This is a genomic window from Methanobrevibacter sp., from assembly GCF_017431965.1.
Classification (GTDB): domain Archaea; phylum Methanobacteriota; class Methanobacteria; order Methanobacteriales; family Methanobacteriaceae; genus Methanocatella.
This window is the reverse complement of record NZ_JAFRKB010000068.1, coordinates 1-23128: the sequence shown is the minus strand read 5'-3', so window position 1 is coordinate 23128 and position 23128 is coordinate 1. Positions and strand designations below refer to the sequence as shown.

The 23128-nt window shown below is 33.1% G+C and carries 16 protein-coding genes; 14 read left to right on the top strand and 2 right to left on the bottom strand.

The annotated features are described in order from the left end of the window. Positions 1-6 precede the first annotated feature (6 nt). The 10 genes from IJI93_RS09760 to IJI93_RS09715 all read left to right on the top strand — a co-directional run bounded on the left by IJI93_RS09760 (position 7) and on the right by IJI93_RS09715 (position 13735). Complete coding sequence (locus IJI93_RS09760; protein ID WP_292822560.1) at positions 7-966, top strand: glycosyltransferase family 2 protein; 960 nt, start codon at positions 7-9, stop codon at positions 964-966. 1 nt (position 967) lies between these two features. Next, positions 968-1927 (top strand): glycosyltransferase family 2 protein, encoded by a 960-nt coding sequence (locus IJI93_RS09755; protein ID WP_292822558.1) that lies wholly within the window; start codon positions 968-970, stop codon positions 1925-1927. Positions 1928-1939: 12 nt separating this feature from the next. Next, the gene (locus IJI93_RS09750; protein ID WP_292822556.1) at positions 1940-2797 is read left to right on the top strand and encodes a glycosyltransferase family 2 protein; all 858 of its coding nucleotides are present in this window, start codon (positions 1940-1942) and stop codon (positions 2795-2797) included. Between the two features lie 49 nt (positions 2798-2846). Then, positions 2847-4250: an undecaprenyl-phosphate glucose phosphotransferase gene (locus IJI93_RS09745; protein ID WP_292822554.1), complete on the top strand. Its 1404-nt coding sequence runs from the start codon at positions 2847-2849 to the stop codon at positions 4248-4250. 156 nt (positions 4251-4406) lie between these two features. Continuing rightward, entirely contained in the window at positions 4407-7073 is a 2667-nt protein-coding gene (locus tag IJI93_RS09740) for an OB-fold nucleic acid binding domain-containing protein (protein ID WP_292822552.1), read from the top strand. A gap of 22 nt (positions 7074-7095) precedes the next feature. Further along, positions 7096-8031, top strand: coding sequence for a DNA repair and recombination protein RadA (gene radA, locus IJI93_RS09735; RefSeq protein WP_292822550.1), 936 nt, complete (start codon positions 7096-7098; stop codon positions 8029-8031). 409 nt (positions 8032-8440) lie between these two features. Continuing rightward, positions 8441-10429, top strand: a complete 1989-nt coding sequence (locus tag IJI93_RS09730; protein ID WP_292822548.1) for a CoB--CoM heterodisulfide reductase iron-sulfur subunit A family protein — start codon at positions 8441-8443, stop codon at positions 10427-10429. A gap of 141 nt (positions 10430-10570) precedes the next feature. After that, entirely contained in the window at positions 10571-11695 is a 1125-nt protein-coding gene (locus tag IJI93_RS09725) for an MFS transporter (RefSeq protein WP_292822546.1), read from the top strand. Positions 11696-11767: 72 nt separating this feature from the next. Further along, complete coding sequence (gene glyA, locus IJI93_RS09720) at positions 11768-13036, top strand: serine hydroxymethyltransferase (protein ID WP_292822544.1); 1269 nt, start codon at positions 11768-11770, stop codon at positions 13034-13036. Positions 13037-13042: 6 nt separating this feature from the next. Then, positions 13043-13735 carry a dihydromethanopterin reductase (acceptor) gene (locus tag IJI93_RS09715; protein ID WP_292822542.1) on the top strand — a complete coding sequence of 231 codons (693 nt, stop codon included), beginning with the start codon at positions 13043-13045 and terminating at the stop codon, positions 13733-13735. Here the strand turns inward: IJI93_RS09715 and IJI93_RS09710 are convergent. After that, positions 13721-14047 carry a DUF192 domain-containing protein gene (locus IJI93_RS09710; RefSeq protein ID WP_292822540.1) on the bottom strand — a complete coding sequence of 109 codons (327 nt, stop codon included), beginning with the start codon at positions 14045-14047 and terminating at the stop codon, positions 13721-13723. The genes IJI93_RS09715 and IJI93_RS09710 overlap by 15 nt on opposite strands. Positions 14048-14107: 60 nt before the next feature. After that, positions 14108-14773, bottom strand: coding sequence for a DsbA family protein (locus IJI93_RS09705; RefSeq protein ID WP_292822538.1), 666 nt, complete (start codon positions 14771-14773; stop codon positions 14108-14110). 338 nt (positions 14774-15111) lie between these two features. On the opposite strand from IJI93_RS09705, the gene metK reads away from it, so the two are divergent. The 4 genes from metK to glp all read left to right on the top strand — a co-directional run. After that, positions 15112-16275, top strand: coding sequence for a methionine adenosyltransferase (gene metK, locus IJI93_RS09700; RefSeq protein WP_292822536.1), 1164 nt, complete (start codon positions 15112-15114; stop codon positions 16273-16275). Between the two features lie 232 nt (positions 16276-16507). Next, on the top strand, positions 16508-19744 hold the full coding sequence (ileS, locus tag IJI93_RS09695) for an isoleucine--tRNA ligase (protein ID WP_292822534.1): 3237 nt from the start codon (positions 16508-16510) through the stop codon (positions 19742-19744). A gap of 9 nt (positions 19745-19753) precedes the next feature. Beyond that, a complete protein-coding gene (purL, locus tag IJI93_RS09690) occupies positions 19754-21892 on the top strand; it encodes a phosphoribosylformylglycinamidine synthase subunit PurL (protein ID WP_292822532.1) in 2139 nt (712 codons plus the stop codon). A 24-nt stretch (positions 21893-21916) separates the two neighbouring features. Beyond that, positions 21917-23128 (top strand): gephyrin-like molybdotransferase Glp (gene glp / locus IJI93_RS09685; RefSeq protein WP_292822530.1); only part of this gene is annotated, 1212 nt, incomplete at its 3' end.

The following is a 23128-nucleotide window of genomic DNA, read 5'->3' as shown; positions in this document are numbered from 1 at the left end:
GGTAATATGGATAATATTAACGTTAGTGTAATTGTGCCGGTTTTTAATTGTTCGGAATATATAGGTGCAGCACTGGATTCAATAATTAATCAGGATTTTGACAGTTTTGAGATAATTGTCATTGATGACGGATCCAGCGACAATAGCCTTGAGATAATAAACAACAAATTAATTGACATTGATATTCCAAACACTGTTTTCCATCAGGAAAATCAAGGCGTAAGTGCTGCAAGAAATAAGGGCATTGAGCTTTCAAATGGTGATTATTTAGTTTTTGTAGATGCTGATGATTACATTGAACAAAACCACCTTAAAGAGTTATATAATGGAAAAACAGATTTTAGTTTAATTCAAATTGTTAAAAAAGAGGGCAATAATATCTCTAAACCTCATGTTTATTCACAGGAAATTATTTCAGCTAAAGAATTCATAGAAATGGAACTTAAAATGCAAATTCCATTCAATTTTGTCCAATTAATGTATAAATCAGATATTATCAAAAATAATTTTATTAAGTTTTCCACCGATTATATTTATGGGGAAGACACTTATTTTGCTCTTATTGCATTAAGCTATGGCGACATGATAGCTATTTCCAATGAAGTAACGTATAATTATATTCAGCACTCATCATCTGCAATTAGAACATCCGAGTTCAGACGCTTCGATATTGTGGAAATTTTTGAGCAGTTGGCTGAGTTTTACCAAAAACAAGGATTCAACGATTTATCTAACTTAATTATTACATCTAGAATTCCTAAAGCCATTTTCGGAAATATGAATTACTTCTTTTATAACGGATATGATTTTGATGATGTAATCAACAAAATGAAAGAGTTGAATTTGTTTTCAAAATTGTCTAAATTTGAAGGCGATAAAAAATTCAAACTTAAAATTAGATTATTTTTATTAAATCCTAAAATATATTATAATGTGTGGAAAAGATTAAAAAATTCAATTGATTAATATGAAAGTTTCTGTTGTTACTCCTAATTATAATGGTGAAAAATTCTTAAAAGCATTTTTTAGCTCTCTCAATCAGGATTGCGATTGCATTGGGGAAGTAATTATTATAGATAATGGCTCAACTGATAAAAGCAGGGAATTTATTAAAAATAACTCTTTTAATTTTCCTGTTAATTTAATTGAAAATAATCAGAATAGGGGGTTTTCTCCAGCTGTTAATCAGGGCATTAGGGCAGCAAAATATGAATATATTTTTTCTCTAAATAACGATACTGAGGTAAAAAAAGGCTCTATTAAAGCTTTATGTGAGTTAATTTCATCTTCAGGTGATATCTTTTCAGTTCAAGCAAAGATGCTTCAGTACAACAATAAGGAGCTGATCGATGATGTGGGAGATGAATATAATTTGCTTGCGTGGACTAAAAAGATTGGCGAAAACCATAATTCAAATGAGTATAACGATGTGTTTGAGATATTTTCATCTTGTGCTGGCGCAGCAATGTATAAAAAATCACTTTTAGAAGAAATTGGCATGTTTGATGATAATTTCTTTGCATATATGGAAGATGTTGATTTGGCTTTAAGGTCAAGAATTAATGGCTATAGAAATTTGGCATGTCCTCAAGCTATTGTGTACCATATTGGAAGTGCAACAAGCGGAAGCAGGTATAACGAGTTTAAAGTTAGGCTTGCGGCTCGCAATAACGTATGGGTTGTTTATAAAAATCTTCCAATTCCATTAAAAGTTTTGAATTTTATTTTCCTGTTTCTTGGCTTTTTGATAAAATACATTTTCTTTGTAAAAAAAGGATTTGGCCCTATTTATTTATCTGGACTTAAAGAAGGATTATCAACAAGAAATCAAATTGATAAAGTCAAATTCAATTGGAAAAATACAAAAAATTATTTTAAAATTGAATACAGATTAATAATTAATACTATAAAATTTTTAAAAAGGTAATTCGTGAGTTTTATGGATCTTTCGATTTTAATTGTAAACTATCAAACATATGAATTAACTAGGGATACGATAAATTCTATTTTTGATTATCAATATCCGTTTAGTCTTGAAGTAATTGTAGTCGATAACGCTTCGAATGATGATAGTTTATCTAATTTAAAGGATTATTTTAAATATAAAGTTAAATTTATAGCTTCATCCGAAAATAACGGATTTGCTGCAGGCAATAACCAAGCTTTAAATATAGCAAATGGAAGATACGTTCTTTTATTAAACTCGGATACGATTGTTTGGGAAAATACTTTAGAAAATATTTATAATTTCATGGAGCAACATGCGGATGTTGGTGCAACTGGATGCAGGGTTCTTTTAGAAAATGGAGAATTAGACAAAGCCTGTAAAAGGACTTTTCCAAATGTAAAAAACTCATTTTTTAGATTATTTCACATTCCAACAAACAGTAAAGACGACAACTATAATTTGGATGACTTGCCCGATGATGAGATTTATGAGATAGATTGTCTAACCGGAGCATTCATGTTCATTCGTAAAAAAGCTCTTGATGAAGTTGGGTTTTTAGATGAAACATTTTTCATGTATGGGGAAGACATTGATTTATGCTTTAGAATCAAACATGCTGGCTGGAAGATTATTTATTATGGAAAATCAAAAATAACTCATTTCAAAGGCGCAAGCAGCAAAAAACAAAAATCTAAACTTATATATGAATTTTATCGTGCAATGTATATTTATTACAATAAACATCATGCCAAGGAATCTTCATTTATTGTAAACATTGTTGTATATCTTGGAATCTTTGTTTTATGCGTTTTAAAGCTATTTTTAAATATATTTAAAAAGAAAGATTAATAACATATTTATTTTAAATATATTATAAACTAGTTTTTTGGTAGTTATTATGATAAGGGAAAATCAACGATTATTGAATTTTGCATTGGTTTTAATTGATGTTTTTGTCATCATTATTTCTTTATGGACTTCAATATGGTTAAGATTTCAAACAACCTTATTTGGCCCAATTGGAGGGCATATTAGCTATCAAAATTATGTTATATTCATGCTTGTGGTGATTATCCCGGTCTACTTGATTCTGTATTTTGCTTTTGGGTTGTATAAACCCCGGAGGACTTATAAGAATATATTTTCGGAAGCAACACAAATCATTAAGGTAAATATCTTGGCCTTTTTTATATTTGTGGGTGTTTTATTCATTATTAATCAACCAAACTTTTCAAGATTGATGCTTATCTTGTTAGCGGTTATTGCTACATTCTTGGGAATCATTGAAAGGTTTGTTATTAGAAGCTTTTTAATACATATGAGGATTAATAATAAAAATCTGAAACATATCCTCATTGTCGGTGATAATGACTTGGCCTTCACATTCGCCCAAAAGATTAAAGAGAATCCCTATCTTGGTTTTTCTATTGGAGGATTTATAGGAAGGCCTGAACATGTAGGTCAGAAAATTGACGGAATAAAAGTTATTGGTGCTTTTGAAGATTTGGATAAGATTCTTGAGAAACATAGATTTGATAGAGTTGTTTTAGCTATTCCATTAAAGTTTTATTATCGTATCGATGAACTGGTGGAAAGCTGTGAAAAAGTCGGAATTAAAGCGGAAATCATTCCGGATTATATTAGATATTTCCCAGCACAACCGTCCGTAGACATGATAGAGGACATTCCAATTATCAACATCAGATATGTTCCGCTGGATGATTCTTTCAATAAATTCCTAAAAGCCATTTCAGATTATGTTATTGCCATTATAGCTATTATAATAACATCTCCAATCATGATATTAACTGCTATTGCTATTAAATTAACTTCTAAAGGACCTATTATTTTTAAACAAGAAAGAATTGGTTATAATTCTAAACCATTTATGATGTATAAATTCCGCAGTATGAAAGTTCAAGCTCCTGATGAAGAAATGTCTGAATGGACTACAAAAGATGACCCAAGAAAAACTAGGGTTGGTGATTTTATTAGGAAAACCAGTATTGATGAGTTACCCCAATTTTTCAATGTTTTGAAAGGGGAAATGAGTGTTGTAGGTCCAAGACCTGAAAGACCATTTTTTGTTAATCAATTTAAAGAAACTATTCCAAAATACATGGTTAAACATCAAGTAAAACCTGGATTAACTGGCTGGGCACAAATTCATGGATGCCGTGGAGATACTTCAATTAAAAAGCGTATAAAATATGATATTGAGTATGTAGAAAACTGGCACATGGGTTTGGATTTAGGAATAATGATTAAAACAGTATTAAAGAAAAATCCTAATGCATATTGATTTTTTTTCATATTTTCATATTACTGCATTTGAAAAAAATTTATATTTTATTTTTCAGTAATTATTTTTACAGATTACTTTTCAAGTGCTCTCTCTAATACTTTATATACATTCTAATTATAAAATAATAATTAACTTTTCTATGAGGGATTTGGTATGCAAGAAGAAATTTTAAAATTATTTGAAAAAATTCAAGATCAACTTTCACAAGAAGAGTTTTTAGCGGAAATGGATCAAATCAGAAAAAATAACTTTAATGATATTCCGTTTATGGATGATATTGATTTAGCGCGTGAAGTTTTGAAAAACCATGGCATAAATGATTTTGAAACCGTTTCTACTGAAACTGATTCTAGTGGAGATAATGAAGAAGTACCTTTTGAAGTTTCATTTGAAAGTGATGGGGATGAATCAATCGAACCATCTTTTGAAATGACTGACGATATTTTGGAGAAATATGATAAAGTAAAAGACCAGATTACTGAAGAGGAATTTCTTGCTCGAATGGGAGAATTCAAAGAACAGCAATCTGCCAATCCATACATGACTGATGTGGATTTTGCTAACATGGTTGTTGGTGAACTAGTTGATGAGGAAGTTGAAACACTTTCCGAAAAACCGGAACATGAATTTAAACCTATAAGCAAACTTGAAAATGGAGCTAGGGAAGCTACTATTTCTGGAAGAGTTATTTCAATATCTAATAAAAGGTCATTTAAAACTCGTAAAGGTGGAAAAGGTGAAGTCTGTAATGTGGAATTACAAGATAATACAGGAACTATGAGGGCTGTTTTCTGGACTCAGAATATGCCTCTTTTGAAAAAATTCAGCGAAGGAGACATTATTCAACTTAAAGGAGTTGATATTAAAGATGGCTATTCTGGACTTGAAGCTAATTTAAGGCCAAGATCAACTGTTACTAAATTGGAGGAAGATTCTTCTAAATTCCCAGTTTATGAGGAAACAATTACTAATATTGAAGATATTAAACCAGATACTAAAGTTAATATTATTGCAAGAATTGTTAGAATTCCAACTATTAGAAGCTATGAAAAAAATGGAAAAGAAGGAAAAGTTGCATCTCTAGAACTACAGGATGGAACAGGAAAAATAACTTACACATTATGGAATAAAAATGTGGAATTGATTAAAGACTTGCATTTAGAAGATGGCGATACAGTAAAAATACTCGCTGCTCAAGCTCGTGAAAGAACTAATAGGGATGGAATATCTGAAATTTCTTTAACTCACTGGGATGGTAGAATTATTAAGGGAGAATATGATGTTCCGGAAGTTGTTCAAGAATTTACACCTATTGGAGATCTTAGCGAACAAAATGATGTTGCAATAAAAGGTGTTGTTGTAAGACTTCAGGATATTAAAACTTTCACTCGGAAAACTGATAATACTGAAGGTAAATTACGTAATTTTGATGTTGCTGATTCATCTGGTACAATTAGAGTTACTGTTTGGGGTGATGATACTGGATTATCTATCAATAAAGGAAACATTATTAAAATTATTGGTGGTAATGTCAGATTTGACGAATACACTCAAAGCGGATACTCTATGAACACTAATTTTAACACTCAAATTACTATTAGTCCAGAAAACTTAACAGAAGAAGAACTAATAGAATTTGAAAGAATTAGAGAACAATTAAGACCTACTCCTATTGGAAATATTAAAGAAATGGATGATGATGGTGTTGAAATAGATATTGTCGGAAGAATCCTTTCTGTTAATGATGTAAATGAATTTCAAAGAGATGATGGTACTGTAGGTCTCGTTCGTTCAATATTATTCGCTGATGAGTCAGGAAAAGTTCAATTGTCATTATGGAATGAACGTGCTCAAGAAACTTATAATGTCGGTGACGCATACCAAATTGAAAATGCTAGAACTAGACTTGGAATGTATGATGTTGATTTAAACATTGGTAGTGGTTCTAGACTCATTAAATTATCCGAAGAACAAGCTTCTTCCATGTTTATTCCTGAATTAACTACATTAGAAAAAGCAATTTATGATTATAAAGATATTACTGATGTAGATGAAGATGACCAAGACATTATAGTTATTGGTCGAGTAATTGAATTGAGTGAAATCCGTGAATTTGACAGGGATAATGGCGATACTGGATTTGTAAGGAATTTGGAAATTGCTGATGAGACAGGATCCATGAAAGTTGTATTGTGGAATGATGATGCAAAAATGGATTTGGAAATTGGTCAGCCAATTAAATTACAGAATCCTCGCATATCATTAGATATGGATAATCGTATTGAGGCTACAGTTAGTAGGGGAACTACTGTTTTAAAACCTAGCGAAAGTGAAGAAGCTAAGTTACCTACTTTGGATGAATTAAAAGAAGCTATCTATGTTCCTAAAACAATAGAAAACTTATTTGAAGATGATACTAATGTTCGTATAACTGGTAAAATTAAAGAGGTTAGAACTGATAAGTACCTTCTTGTTAAATGTCCAAATTGTGATGGGAATGTTGAACAAACAAGTGAGGAAAATATTTGTGACTTCTGTGGATTTGAGTTTGATGAACCTAAGTATACATTGATGGTTCCTACTCAAATTGAAGATGACACAGGTGAAATTCAAGCTACATTTTTCGGTCAATTAGCTGAAGAACTCCTAGAAATGAAAACAGAAGATGTTGTCAATATCATTGATGATACTTATGATATTGAAGGTAAACTTGAGGATTTAGTTGGTTTAAATATTGAAATCATCGCGAATGTTGGTTTTGATCAATTTAATGAAACTAGCAAGTTGAATCCTAAAAGAATTATATCTAAATATTATTAATTACTAAAAAGGAATGATTATTATGGTAGAATTAGCAGATTTACCTGGTGTTGGTGAAAAAACAGCAGAAAAATTAAAAGATGCAGGTTTTGCAGACATGATGAGATTAGCTACAGCTACTCCTAAAGAATTATCTGTAAAAGCAGAAATTGGAGAAGGTGTTGCTGAAAAAGTTATTGAAGCTGCTCGTAGAGCTGAAAATATCACTTTTGAAACTGCTTTAGAAGTTGATGAAAGGAGAAAGGATGTAGGCCATATCACTGTCGGTAGCCAAGAATTCAATGATTTGATTGGTGGAGGTATTGAAACCCAGTCTATCACTGAAGTATTCGGTGAATTTGGATCCGGTAAAAGTCAAATTTCTCATGAATTAGCCGTAACAGTTCAATTGCCTAAAGAATTAGGCGGTCTTGATGGCGAATGTGTATTTGTAGATACTGAAAATACATTCCGTCCAGAAAGAATTAGACAAATTGCTGAAGGGTTTGAATTAGATGTTGAAGAAGTTCTAGGTAGAATCCATGTTGCACGTGCTTTTAATTCAGCTCATCAAATTTTAATGGTTGATAAAATCAATGAACTAATTCAAAGTGGTGTTAATGTTAAATTGGTGATTGTTGATTCATTAATGGCTCACTTTAGAGCAGAATATGTTGGAAGAGAATCATTAGCTGTCAGACAACAAAAATTAAATCAACATTTACATTCACTTCAACAAATAGCCAACACTTATAATGTTGCTATTTTCTTAACTAACCAGGTTCAAGCTAAACCTGATTCATTCTTCGGAAGCCCTACCAAAGCTATTGGGGGACATGTTTTAGGACACGCTTCCACTTATAGAATTTGGCTTAAAAAAGGTTTAGCAGGTAAAAGGATCGCACGTTTAGTTGACAGTCCTCATTTACCTGAAGGTGAATGTGTATTTAAGATTACTAGCGAAGGTATCGTTAGCTAATTTTATTTTTTTTCTTTTTTTGATATTTTACTACAATTCAACATTATTGTATTTTAATCAATACTGTAATCTTTTTGATTACACTACTTATAATTTTCAGGATTTTACGGTAAAAATCCTTGAAATTTATCCTAACCTAAATTTATTATTTTTAAAACAAATAATAAATTATCTTGGTTTTTGTTAAATAGACTCATTTCAATCTTTTTTTCTTTATTAACAATTTTTATTAGAGTTTTTATATTATCATATATAAAGGTTACTCTAAATTTTTATTAGAAAGCTTTATAAACGTGGAGATACTACATTAGTATATCTAATACTATGTAAAATTTTACTACTATTTTTAAAAATTGCAATTTTTTATATATATTAGATATTTTTCACGACTTGTACAAGGTGAATTAATATGGCAGAAGAAATAAATAATAACGAAGAATTAAGGATAGGTGTTTACGTCTGTCACTGTGGTGTAAACGTTGGCGGAGTCGTAGACTGTCCTGATGTCGCTGAATATGCGAAGACATTACCTGGTGTAGTTCACGCAACAGATTACAAATACATGTGTTCTGACCCTGGTCAAGCAATGATTCAAGAAGACATCAAAGAAAAAGGTTTAAACAGAATTGTAGTAGCAGCATGTTCTCCTCGTCTTCACGAACCTACTTTCCGTAGATGTGTAGAAGAAGCAGGATTAAACAAATTTTTATTTGAATTTGCTAACTTAAGAGAACAAGACTCCTGGGTACACATGAGTGAACCAGAAGCAGCAACCGCAAAAGCAAAAGACTTAACACGTATGGCTGTTGCTAAAGCTAGATTACTCGAACCATTAGAAGCTACCAAAGTAGCTGTAGATAACAAAGCATTAGTTATCGGTGGTGGAGTAGCAGGTATTCAAACCGCATTAGATTTAGGTGACATGGGATTCAAAACCTACATGGTAGAAAGAAACCCAACCATTGGTGGAAGAATGGGACAATTAGATAAAACATTCCCAACTCTCGACTGTTCAATGTGTATTTTAGCACCTAAAATGGTAGACTGTTCAAAACACGAAAACATCGAATTAATTTCTTACGCAGAAGTTACTGAAGTAGATGGATACATCGGAAACTTCAATGTAAAAATTGAGAAAAAACCTAGATATGTAGATGAAGATTTATGTACTGGATGTGGAGCATGTCAAGAAGCTTGTCCTATCGAAATACCTAACTACTACGACGAAGGTGTAGGTATGGTAAAAGCTGCATACATCCCATTCCCTCAAGCTGTACCATTATGTGCAACTATCGATAAAGACTACTGTATCGAATGTAACTTATGTGTACAAGCATGTGGACCAGACGCAATCGACCACAATCAACAAGCTACCGAAATCGAATTAGAAGTTGGTACTATTGTAGCTGCTATCGGTTACGACCCATTCGATCCTTCCGGAATTTACCAATACGGATACGGACGTTTCTCAAACGTAATTACTGCTATGGAAATTGAAAGGATGATTAACGCATCAGGTCCTACTGGTGGACACGTTATCAAACCTTCCGATGGTATCGAACCTAAACGTGTAGCATTCATCCACTGTGTCGGTTCAAGAGACGAACAAATCGGTAAACCATACTGTTCCAGAGTATGTTGTATGTACTCCATGAAAAACGCTCAATTATGTATTGACCACGAACCTGACACAGAAGTAACTTGTTACTACATGGATATCCGTTCATTCGGTAAAGGATACGAAGAGTTCTACAAAACCTCTCAAGAAAAATACGGTATTGAATTTATCAGAGGTAAACCTGCACAAATCTTCGAAAACGATGATTTAACCTTAACTATCAGAGCAGAAGATACTTTACTCGGTAAAGTAACTGAATACACTTACGACTTAGTTGTATTAAGTGTAGGTCTCGAACACTCTGCTGGATCTGACGAACTCAGACAAACCTTAGGTCTCTCCAGATCTGCAGATGGATTCTACATGGAAGCTCACCCAAAACTCAGACCTGTTGACACTTTAACTGATGGTGTTTACATTGCTGGTGTAGCACAAGGTCCTAAAGATATTCCTGACTCCGTAGCTCAAGGTTCAGCTGCAGCATCCAGAGCAGCAATCCCAATGGCTAAAGGAGAAGTAGAAATCGAACCTATTATTGCATCCAACGACGACGCTGTTTGTGGTGCATGTCAAGTATGTGTTGAATTATGTCCATTTGCTGCAATTACTATTGCAACCGGTGTAGGTGGAAAAGAGTTTGCACAAATTAACTCCGCATTATGTAAAGGATGTGGAACTTGTGTAGGTGCATGTCCATCCGGTGCTATGAACCAACAACACTTCAAAACCGAGCAAATTATGGCACAAATCAGTGCTGCTCTTGAAGACATAGGTAAATAGATTTAGAGATTAATTTCTCTATTTCTTTTTTTCTTTTTTTTAATCATTTTCCAAAATTTTTTATAATATTGTTAGTAATATTATTAATAACGATTGTTATTGATAACTATGAAAAATTCAAAACTGCTTTTATATATTTTAATGATATCCTCACTGGGAATCAATACTCCTTTAAGTATAATTGGCATAATTTCCCAGATATCCCAGTATTTTAATACTTCAATTGCTATTTCAGGATTATATGTAAGTTCATTTACATTTACAATAGCCGTTTGTGGATTATTCATGCCTATAATTTTTTCAGGATATGAAAGAAAAAGAACATTCATTTTTATTTTATCAATATTTGCAATTTCAAATATTGTGATTATATTTACTAAAAACATTATAATAGCTTCATTTTTTAGAATATTACCTGCAATTGTTTATCCAGCATTTATATCTATTGCCCTTACAGTATGTGAGGAAATAGCTCCTGAAAATGAAAAACAGAATTATATAACACGAATTCTTCTTGGTATCTCTGTCGGAAGTATAGTGGGATTGCCAATAACAACAGGGCTTGGAACTATATTTGGCTATCAAATTGCAATGTCATGGATTTTTTCAATAAATATGTTAACATTAATTCTTATTTTGTTATTTTTTCCCAAAATTGAAGGCAAACCCAAAAGTTATCAATTGCCTTTATCCAGTTTGAAGTCAAAGGAATTCATTATTCCATCAATTGCAATAATTATGATGCCTATTGGTGCAAGTATTGTTTATAATTATATTCCATACTTTTTACAAACAATATGTCATATTTATACATATAAATTAAGCATATTCCTTTTTGTTTATGGACTATTTTCTATTTTTGGGACTTGGTTAGGTGGAAAATTAATTTTCATTAGGGATAAAGAAACATTAATTGTTTTTCAAATTGTATGCGCATCAGTATTTTTCTTGCTGTATATGCTGCCAAATTATTTAATCGCCGTATTGACATTGATTTTAATTTTTGGAATACTTGATGGAATGGGATATAACTTAATACAATACATAGAAACATCAGTATTATCTCAAAATCTTGAACTTGCAAACGGCATTTTTTTAAGTATTTTAAATGGGGGAATAGCCATCGGAATTGCAATTGGCGGATTTTTAGTCGATGGCTTGGGGGTAATGTCAATATTTTTAGCCGGAACAATATTTTTACTGATTGCATTTGTCCTAATTTATTATGTTGTTAATATCCTTAAAATTAATTTGAAATATAGCTAATTTCATAACTATTATATTATAAGATAAACAAAAATTAATACATAATATTTAATTGGATATTAGGTGTAGTAAATGACTAATTATCATGATGAAATTTTAAAGTTTGAAGAAATTGCAAAAGAACATACTGAATATATGAGAAACAGTATCAATTTAATTGCATCTGAAAATGTTACAAGTGTGGAAGTAACTGAAGCCGTTGCGACAGATTTTGCTCACAGATATGCGGAAGGACAAGCATTTGAAAGATTTTATGAAGGATGCCAATATGTTGATCAAGTTGAAGACATGACAAAAAAACTTTCTTGTAAAGTTTATGATTGTGATTATGCTAATGTACAACCGGTTTCCGGAGTTACTGCTAATCTAGCAGCATTTTTCGGTTTTGCAAAACCTGGTGAAAAAGTAATGGCATTGGAAGTTCCGTCAGGAGGACACATTTCCCACGCTGATGTAAGTGCAGCAGGTATCCGCGGTCTTAAAACAGTTTTCCACCCATTAGATAAAGACATTATGAACATTGACATCGACGCAATGAACAAAAAAATCTTGGAGGAAAAACCAAAAATTGTTTTATTCGGTGGAAGTTTATTCTTATTCCCTCACCCTATCAAAGAAGCTCGTGAAGCTGCTGATGAAGTTGGAGCTACAATAATGTATGATGGAGCTCACGTATTAGGTCTTATTGCAGGAGGCCAGTTCCAACAACCTCTCAAAGAAGGTGCGGATTTAATGATGGGAAGTACCCACAAAACTTTCCCAGGTCCACAAGGTGGAATTATCCTCTCACACAAGGAAAACGAGGAAATTATTGACAATGCAGTATTCCCTGGTGTTGTAAGTAATCACCATTTACACCACTTATTAGGTTTAGGTATTGCAACTGCTGAAATGTTGGAGTTTGGTGAAGCTTACGCAAAACAAATCATTAAAAATGCTCAAGCGTTAGGTCAGGCAATGTATGAAAGAGGCTTTGATGTTTTATGTGAAGATTTAGGATTTACACAATCACACCAAATTGCAGTAAACTTAACAAACATTAGGTCTGCATCAGACATTGCAAAAGATTTAGCTGACAATAATGTAATATTAAATAAAAATCTCTTACCTGGAGACAACAGAGATAATTCAGATGATCCATCAGGTATTAGAATTGGTACTCAAGAAATTACCAGAAGAGGTTTAAAAGAAAAAGAAATGGATGAAGTTGCTGAATTCATTAAGCGTGTAGCAGTCGATAAGGAAGACATTGCTGATGAAGTTGCTGAATTCATGAATCAATACACAAAATTAGATTATGCATTCTCAGACAGAGAAGCTTACCAATATCATAAATTATAGATTAAAATGAGAATCGGATTTGCATTTACTGGAGCTGGTCATTTACTCAGGGAATCTGTGCAGGTTGCTGAAAAATTAGCTAGCGAACATGAAGTCACTATATTTCTATCAGGGGCTGCCGAAGAAGTTCTTAAAATGTATGGACTTTATGAAAGGGTTGTCAAGTTAACTGGTGGTAAATATCGTGAATTGGCTACAGATTCCAATCAAAAATTTTCATATCCAATTACCGGCCGTTTTTCATTAGGTAAATATGACTTGTTAATAGTCTCGCCTACAACAGCAAATACAGTTTCAAAGATAGTCTATGGAATTGCAGATACTTTAGTTACGAATGTTGTTGCGCAAGCAGGGAAAGGCGCTGTTCCTGTATACATGGTTCCTGTTGATATTCATCCGGGACCAGTTGATACAGTTCTACCTTCAAAAATGGAATTGTCCAAATGTAAAAATTGTGACGATTGTGTTGCATCGTTAGCTTGTGAGCAAGGAGCTATTATCCCGCATGAGGAGATAGACTTGACAAAATGTATTGGCTGTGGGCTGTGTAGAAATACATGTCCAAATGATGCAATATCTGAAGGGAAAATCATTACAATCTATATGAGAGATATTGATATTGAAAATACCCGTAAATTAGCTAGTATTGATGATATTCAAATCTTTGAAGATCCAAAAGAGATCTTAGATAAAATCTAAGCAATCTCCTATTTTTAATTTTAATTTATCTTTTTTTGTTTCCAAGATATAATAAGCTTGTTTTTTAGGTTTATAATATTTCCAGGGTTTTAAACAAGTTTTTTCAAAAATTACTCGATTTTTATCTAGAAAATAAACATCTATATCAAATTTCATAAAGTGGGTGTGCACACTTGAACCTTTCAAGTTATAAAACAATACTGCATAGTCAATATCTCTTTTTCCCATCAATCCTTTAAAACGCTTAAAAAAAGTATTTGCACATGTAATTTTTATATTGATTAGTTCATCATTTGTTTTATTTAAAATCATAAACTAATTATTTTATTTTAAAATATTTAAGCTTTTAAACGATTTTAAATCAAAATTTACTTATACGAAAGTTTTGTTTTCCATTTCTCCACTAATCATATCTTTCAGGGCAGTTTCAAACTCTTCACTTGTAAATGTTCCGGGAATAATAAGGCGCTGTCCTTTATGATTTAAAATAAAACAGGGGGTTGCGGTAATTCCATGCAAAAGAGCTTCTTCCTTATCAAGATAGCATTCAATGTTGTAATAATTGTTTTCAAGAATTTTTTTGGCATCATCTTCTTCCAGTCCACATGAGATAGCTATTTCAGTTAAAACATTTATATCTGCGATGTTTTCGTTTTTAACCATGTTGGAATAAAATATCTCTTCAACAAGCTTTAAGGTAATTTCAGGGTGCATATTTTGGCTATATTTTGTCAATCTCAGCGCATCTTTAGAGCTTGTAAGGAGCATATCTTTAAAATTGATTTCCAAACCATCTTCATGTGCAATTTCTTCTATTTCAGCGATTTTAGCTGAAGCATCTTCCGGTGACAGTTCGAATTTTTCAGAATATTTTTCAGTAGTGCTTATTGTAGGCCTTTTTCCAGCTTCTGTTTCAAGTTCAAAAGGCTTCATTTCCCATTCAACATCTAACTTTAAACTTTCAATTACTTTTTGAAGTCTTTTAAGTCCAATATATGAATATGGGCAGTTAAAATCAATTAAATAAATAATATTCATTTTTTATCATCTTTTTTCTTTGATTTATCTTTTTTATATATTTTATATAGCTTCGCAATGTTGTCGATACTTCTTATGATTGTGTTATATTTTCTGTAGAAACTCATTTTACCACTCATTTTATTTTGAAATTCTGATATATGTTATAATATATTTTCAAAACTATAATATTATTTTTCTTTTTCAGTAATTAATTATTCACAAAAGTTTTTTTGGGCTTGTTTTAATCATAATTTTTAATAATTTATATATAACATTTAAGATAAAACTTATAATGACTATTTGATAATGTTGATACAATTCTTAAATGAGAATTAAAATCAAATATTGGTGATAAAATGAGCGAAATATTTAGGACATTTACATCAGAATCAGTAACTCAGGGACATCCTGATAAAGTTGCAGATATTATTTCTGATGCTATTTTAGATGCGTACATGGCACAGGATAAAAATTCTCATGTTGCATGTGAAACTTGTGTAACAACTGATTTTTGCATGGTATTTGGTGAAATAACTTCATCAGCCCATATTTCAGAAGAAGAAATTGAAAAAATCATTAGGGATACAATCATTGAAATAGGTTATGATAAACCTGATTTAGAATTTGATGGTCATACTTGTATTGTTCAAAACAGGCTTCATGAACAGTCTGCTGATATTAATCAGGGAGTGGACCGTGGGGATGAAGAAAGTGGAGCAGGAGATCAGGGTATGATGTTTGGTTATGCAACTAATGAAACCGACTCATTAATGCCTTATCCAATTGACCTTGCTCGTAAATTAACTAATAAATTAACTGAACTTAGGGAAAGCGGTGAAATTCCATATTTAAGACCTGACGGTAAAGCGCAGGTGTCAGTAAATTATGATAAAGATGGAAATGTTGTTTCACTTGATGCAGTAGTATTGTCAACCCAGCATGATGAAACAGTGTCTGATAATCAAGAGCAATTAAAAGCTGACATTCGTGAAAAACTCTTTAAGGCAGTTATTCCTGATGAATTGATGACTGAAAATACTAAAGAACACATTAATCCAACCGGCAAATTCGAAATTGGAGGTCCTCATGGGGATGCTGGTTTAACAGGTCGTAAAATCATTGTAGATACTTATGGAGGATATGCTCGCCATGGTGGAGGAGCATTTTCAGGTAAAGACTGCACTAAAGTGGACAGAAGCGCATGTTACATGGCAAGATACATTGCAAAAAACATTGTAGCAAGTGGCCTTGCTGAAAAATGTGAAATTCAGCTATCCTATGCAATTGGAGTTGCAGAACCGACTTCAGTAATGGTAGACACTTTCGGAACTGCTGTAGCCGACCTTGATTTTGATGAAATCGTACGTGAAAATTTCAAATTAACTCCTGATGGAATTATTGAAACATTAGGCCTAAGAGACACTTCCTATAAGCAAACTGCTAAATACGGTCACTTCGGTATTGAAGGTCTTCCATGGGAAAAAACTGATAAAGCTGAAGATTTGAAAAAATACATTTAAATGAAACTTTCCTCTTTTGAGGAAATGTTTTAATTTTTTTTTGAATTGTAAATATATATTTTTAACTCTCTTTTTTTTTGTTTTGAATATCTTCTTTTTTAAAGATTTTAATCAATATTATTTTTTTAAAAATCTTTTCATTTTTTAAAATATTCAAGAATTTTAATAACCTTTATTTAATAGCTTAAACAAAAGAATACATATTATAGATTAATATTTTTGAGGAGTTACAATGCCAATAAAAGAGGCAGATAAATCATACGATCACGATAAAATAGAAAGGAAAGTACAAAAGTTCTGGAAGGATGAAGATACTTTCAAAAAGGTAAATGAACTTAGAGAAAATGGTCCTAGGTATTCATTTTTAGATGGACCTCCATATTGCAGCGGTAAAATTCACTTAGGAACAGCTTGGAATAAAATTATTAAAGATTCTTATTTACGTTATAAATCAATGAATGGATTTAGTTTAAGACGTCAAGCTGGCTGGGACATGCACGGGCTTCCAATTGAAAACAAAGTAGAGCATCTGATGGGCATTCAATCAAAACAGGAAATTGAAGAGACTATCGGAATGGCCGCTTTTGTTGATAAATGCAGAGAATTTGCAATGGAAAATAAAGTAGCTATGGAAGATCAATTCGACCAATTGGGTGTTTGGATGGATTGGGATGACCCTTACATGACACTTGACCCTAAATATATGGAATCTTCATGGTGGACTCTTAAAAGAGCTAATGAACAGAACTTGCTTGTCAACGATCAAAGGGTTATTAGCTGGTGTCCTCATTGTGGAACTGCACTTGCGGCCGCCGAAATTGAATATGAAGAAAAAGTCGACCCTTCTATTTATATCAAATTCCCGGTTAAAGGGGAAGAAAATACCTATTTCCTAGTTTGGACAACTACCCCATGGACTCTGCCGGCAAACATGGCCATTTGTGCAAATCCCGATTTTGATTATGTTTATGTTTCAAAAGATGGTGAAACTTATATTCTATCTGAAAACCTGATGGAAGATGTTTTAGGCAAACAGATTAAGATTCACAGAACTAAAATACCTGCAGAAAATGATGACGAAGAAGACCAAATCATAGAAGAAAAAGAAGTGATGTATGAAGTTATCAAAACTGTTAAAGGTGAAGAATTAATTGGAATGAGCTATGATTACATACTTTCAGATGAAGTTCCTAAACATGCCGAGTTCGATGAAATAGATAGTGTCCACAAGGTTTTATCAGGAGATCACGTTGAACTTGGTGAAGGTACAGGCTTGGTACACACAGCACCGGGACATGGGCCAGACGATTTTGAAGTAGGTCAAGCTAATGGAATTCCAATATTCTGTCCGGTAGGTGAAGATGGATGCTTCACACAGGATGCAGGAAAATACGCTGATAAATTTACAAAAGATGAAAACTCCCAAATTATTGAAGATTTAGAAAACAAAGGTTTAATGTATAGGTCAGAAACTATTGAGCACAGATACGGGGTTTGCTGGAGATGTAAAACTCCTATTATCTATAGGGCTACTAAACAATGGTTCTTGAAAGTTACAGACATTAAACAGAAAATGCTGGATGAAATTGGTCGCGTTGAATGGATACCTAAATGGGCCGGTGAAGGCAGATTCTATGATTGGGTAGATAACGCTCGTGATTGGACAATTTCAAGGCAAAGATTCTGGGGTATTCCAATTCCTATTTGGGAATGTCCGGATTGTGGCGAATTGAAAGTAATTGGTTCTCTTGATGAGTTAAAAGCAGAATCCTTAAATGAAATAACCGTTTCAGATTCAGAACTTATTCACAGACCATATGTAGATGAAGTTGAAGTAAAATGTGACAAATGCGGTCAAACCATTAAAAGAATTCCAGATGTATTGGATGTGTGGATTGATTCCGGTGTTGCCGGATGGGCTTCCCTTTACTATCCGGAAGAAAAAGATAAATTCCAGGATTGGTTCCCATATGACTTTATTACAGAAGGTCACGATCAAACCAGAGGATGGTTCTACTCACAATTAGGTACTGGAGTAATTTCTATGGGCAAAAGTCCTTATCAAAAAGTTTTAATGCATGGTTTTGTATTGGATGAAAATGGAAATAAGATGTCAAAATCATTAGGAAACGTTGTATCTCCAGAAGAGGTCATTGAAAAATACGGAGCGGATGTTTTAAGGTTCTATCTGTTATGGGCTTCAAAACCATGGGATGATTTAAAATTTGTATGGGAAGAGCTTTTAAACATCAACAAGATGTTTAACATTTTATGGAATATATATGTATTTTCAACCACTTACATGTCACTGGATAACTTCAATCCTATAGGATTAAGTGAAGATGACATGATTTTAAGAGCTGAGGATAAATGGATTATATCCAAAGCAAATACTTTAGTTAAAGAAGTTGCAGAAGAATTGGATAAGTTATATTTCCACAATGCAACTAGAAAAATCAATAATTTCATCCTTGAGGATTTAAGCCGTTGGTATGTAAGGCTTATTCGTGGAAGAACTTGGGTTGAAAGTGATGATCCTGATAAATTGGGAGCATATTACAGTTTATACACAGCAATCATCAAATTAATTTCAGTTTTATGTCCAATTGCACCTCATGTGTGTGAAGAAATCTATGAAAATCTTGTTAAAGGAGTAAATCCAGATGCTCCTGAAAGCATTCATATGATTGATTGGGGTTATGATGAAGATGCAATAGATAAAGGATTGGAAGCAAAAATGGATGTTGTCCGTGATGTAATTGATGCATCTATTAGAGCACGTGATATTGCACAATATAAACTCAGATGGCCGGTTTCAGATATTACTGTTGTATCTCAGGATGAAGAAGTCTTGAAAGCTATTGAAGAATTGGAAGATATCATTAAGGATCAATCTAATACTAAAGAGGTTTTAAGCGCCAGCGAATTTGATAAGTTGTCATTCAATGCAAAGCCAAATCTCAAAATTTTAGGTCCAAAACTTAAAGGAGATATGGGTAAAGTTGTAAAAGGCCTAAAAGAAAGTGACGGCAACCAAATTAAAGCAGAACTTGAAGCTAATGGTAGTGTTGTTATTGAAGGAATCGAATTGTCTTCTGAAGAAGTATTATTCGATTCAGAACTTCCGGATGACTTTGTTTCATCAGAGTTTGATGGAGGAAATGTGTTTGTAAATACTAATATTACTTTAGAAATTAGACAGGAAGCTATGGCTCGTGAATTAATAAGAAGAATTCAAGACATGAGAAAAGACCTAGATTTGGATGTTGAAGCAAATATTAATGTTGATGTGGAAACATCTGCTGAATTTAAAGATTTAATAGTTCCTCAATCAGAATTCATATCTCATGAAGTTAGAGCAAGTAGCCTAATTATAACTGACACAGAGGAATGCAGTAAAGATTCTAAAGATTATACTAAAGAATGGGATATTGAAGGAGAAAAAGTTATTATTTCAATTAAAAATTAAGGTGTTAACATGACTTTAGCTGATTCAGAAGTTGAATATATTGAAGGAATCCTCGGTAGGCAAATGAATGAATTGGAAGAGGGAATGCTGGATGTAATGTTTTCAGAACATTGTTCCTATAAAAGTAGCAGGCCTTTCTTAAGAGCTTTTCCAACTGAAGGAGAAAATATTATTTTAGGTCCCGGAGATGATGCGGGACTAGTATCCGTAACTGATAAATATGCATTAGCTGTAGGAATGGAATCACACAATCACCCATCAGCTATTGAACCATATGGTGGTGCTGGGACTGGTATTGGTGGAATTTTAAGGGATATTATTTCTATGGGTGCTATGCCTATTGCACTTTTGGATTCACTTAGATTCGGACCTTTAGAAGATGAAAAATCCAGATATTTATTTGAACATGTAGTAAAAGGAATTTCCGATTATGGAAATCGTGTTGGTGTGCCGACTGTTGCTGGTGAAATTGAGTTTGATGAATCATTCAGAACAAATCCTTTAGTAAATGTAATGTGTGTAGGGCTTGTTGAAAAAGATAAGATAGTTCGTGCACAGGCACCTAATCATGGTGATGTATTTCTTTTAATGGGCGGAACCACTGGTCGTGATGGAATTCATGGTGTAACATTCGCATCAGAAGAGTTGACATCAGATTCCGAAACAGAAGATAGGCCAGCAGTTCAGGTAGCCGATCCGTTTACCAAAAAAAGAGTTTTGGAAGCATCATTGGAAATTCTTGAAAAGATTGATGTTAGCGGAGTAAAAGATTTAGGTGGTGGAGGCCTTACCTGCTGTATTTCTGAGCTTGTAGATTCCTCTAAAAACGGAGCACTTGTTGATTTACGTGCAATTCCTTTAAGGGAAACTGGCATGACTCCATATGAAATCATGCTTTCAGAATCACAGGAAAGAATGGTGTTTGTAATAAACCCTAACGATGTCGAACTCGCTCAAGAGATTTGTGATAAGCATGAAATAGTCTCATCAGTAATCGGTGAGGTTATTGAAGGCAATAACATGATTATTTCTGATGAAGGTGAAGAGATTGCTAACTTGCCAACAATCTTATTGGCAGATCCGCCTTCAATTGACAGACCTTTAGAGGAAATTCCAGAAGATACAGAAAAAATTGAATTAAAAGAACCTGGTGTTTATAAATCTTTACCTAAATTATTATCTTCTCCGAATATAGCTTCAAAAGAATGGGTCTATAAACAATATGACCATGAAGTTCAGGTAAGAACTGTTGTTAAACCTGGAGATGATGCTGCAGTATTGAGAATTGATGATGAAACTGCAATTGCGCTTACCACTGATTCTAATACAATTCACACTAAATTGTCTCCATTTGATGGAGCTGCAGGCTGTGTTGCAGAAGCAATTAGAAATGTTATTTCAATGGGTGCAACTCCTTATGCGGTTGTCGATTGCCTTAACTTTGGAAATCCGGAAACTCCAAAAATTTTATGGCAATTTAAAAGGGCTATTGAAGGAATGAGTTTGGTTGCTGAAAAATTCAATGCACCTGTTATTAGTGGAAACGTTAGTTTTTATAATGAAACTGAAGGAATTAAAATCAATCCAACTCCTGCTGTTGGTGTTATTGGTGTTGAAAAAATTGAAAACATCAGAACTATGGATTTCAAAAACGAAGGGGATAAGATTCTTTTAATCGGAAAAACCTATGATGAATTAACAGGTTCCGAATATCACAGAACTATTCACAATCTTGAGAAAGGAACAGCTCCAAGAATCAGAATTGATGAAGAGTTAGCTAACGGTCAGACTGTATTAAAGCTAATCGATGAAGACGCAGACAAGAATATTACCGCAGTTCATGATGTGTCTGCTGGAGGTATAGCTATTGCACTTTGTGAAATGGTTATCAAATCCGGATTGGGTTGTGATGTTAATTTAGTTGATGATGAATTGGATAAAATCCAGTTGCTTTACTCAGAAAGTCATGGAAGATACATTTTAACAGTAAAAGCTGACGCTTTGGATGATATTTTAGCAAAGATTGACGTCGATGTTGAAGTCATTGGGGAAGTAAAAGGCAGTTCATTAAATATAAACGGTCATGAATTTAGTTATGAAGACTTGGATAATGCATATCATGGTGTTCTTGAAAAATATATGCCATAAATTTTGACTTGGGGGAGTTGAAACATGTTTTTATCAAAATTGGAATCTCTGACTAATGCATTAAAATTAGTTAATGATAATCAAAAAGTCACTGGTATTGAAGAAATTTCAATACATGATTGTCACAAGAGAGTATTGGCCGAAGATATTGAAGCTTTTCACAATTCTCCACCTTTTGATAAATCTGCTATGGATGGATTTGCAGTTATTGGTGAAAATACCTTTGGAGCATCACAATCTGCTCCTAAAAGCTTTAAGATAGTGGATGCTATTGGTGCTGGAGATTTTTCTAATAAAACTGTTGGTGAAAATGAAGCTATTGTTATAGCTACCGGAGCACCTATTCCCGATGGAGCCAATGCTGTTATCATGAAAGAGTACACCACAACTGAAGGGGATGATTTGACAATCTATTCTCAGGTTACTCCTGGAGAAAATGTTTCTCCAAAAGCGGAAGACATCAAGAAGGGGGAGAAAATTCTTTCAAAGAACACTTTCATCAGATATCCGGAGATGGGTTTAATTGCTTCTGCCGGTTATGATAAGGTAAAGGTTTTCAAAAAGCCTAGAATTAAAGTAATCATTACAGGCAATGAACTTGTTGAACCTACAAAGGAAGAAATCGATAAAGCTAAAATCATTAATTCTAATCAGTTTACTATAAAGGCAATGGTTGAGGATTCAGGTGCGATTTGCGATATTGACCATGCTGGAGACACATTTGAAGAAGTAAGGGAAGCTATTTTAAAGGCTTCTTATGATTATGATGTCATCATGACTACAGGAGGAACAGCTATCAGTAAAGGGGATGTTGTTTTGGATGTTGTTGATGACATCGGAGAGATATTATTCCACGGTGTTGCTATAAGACCGGGCAAACCGATTGGAGCAGGCATTGTAAATGATAAGATGGTATTTACATTTTCCGGCCAGCCTGTTGCGGCAATGACTCAGTTTGATATTTTTGCAAGAAAATATCTATTTGAAATGCAAGGAAGAGCATTTGATTTTAATATTATCAGAAAGGAATCTCAGCTAAAGATTCCTTCCCAACTGGGCAGGACAGATTTCATCCGTTCTTATACTGATGAAAACTATACAAGACATGTCCTGAACAGGGGTTCTGGCATAATTAGGTCAATGGTTGAGGCGAACAGCTATATCATCATAGACGAAAATGATGAAGGATATCAAAAGAATGATATAGTTGATGTTGTCTTCTTTGATTCACTGCTT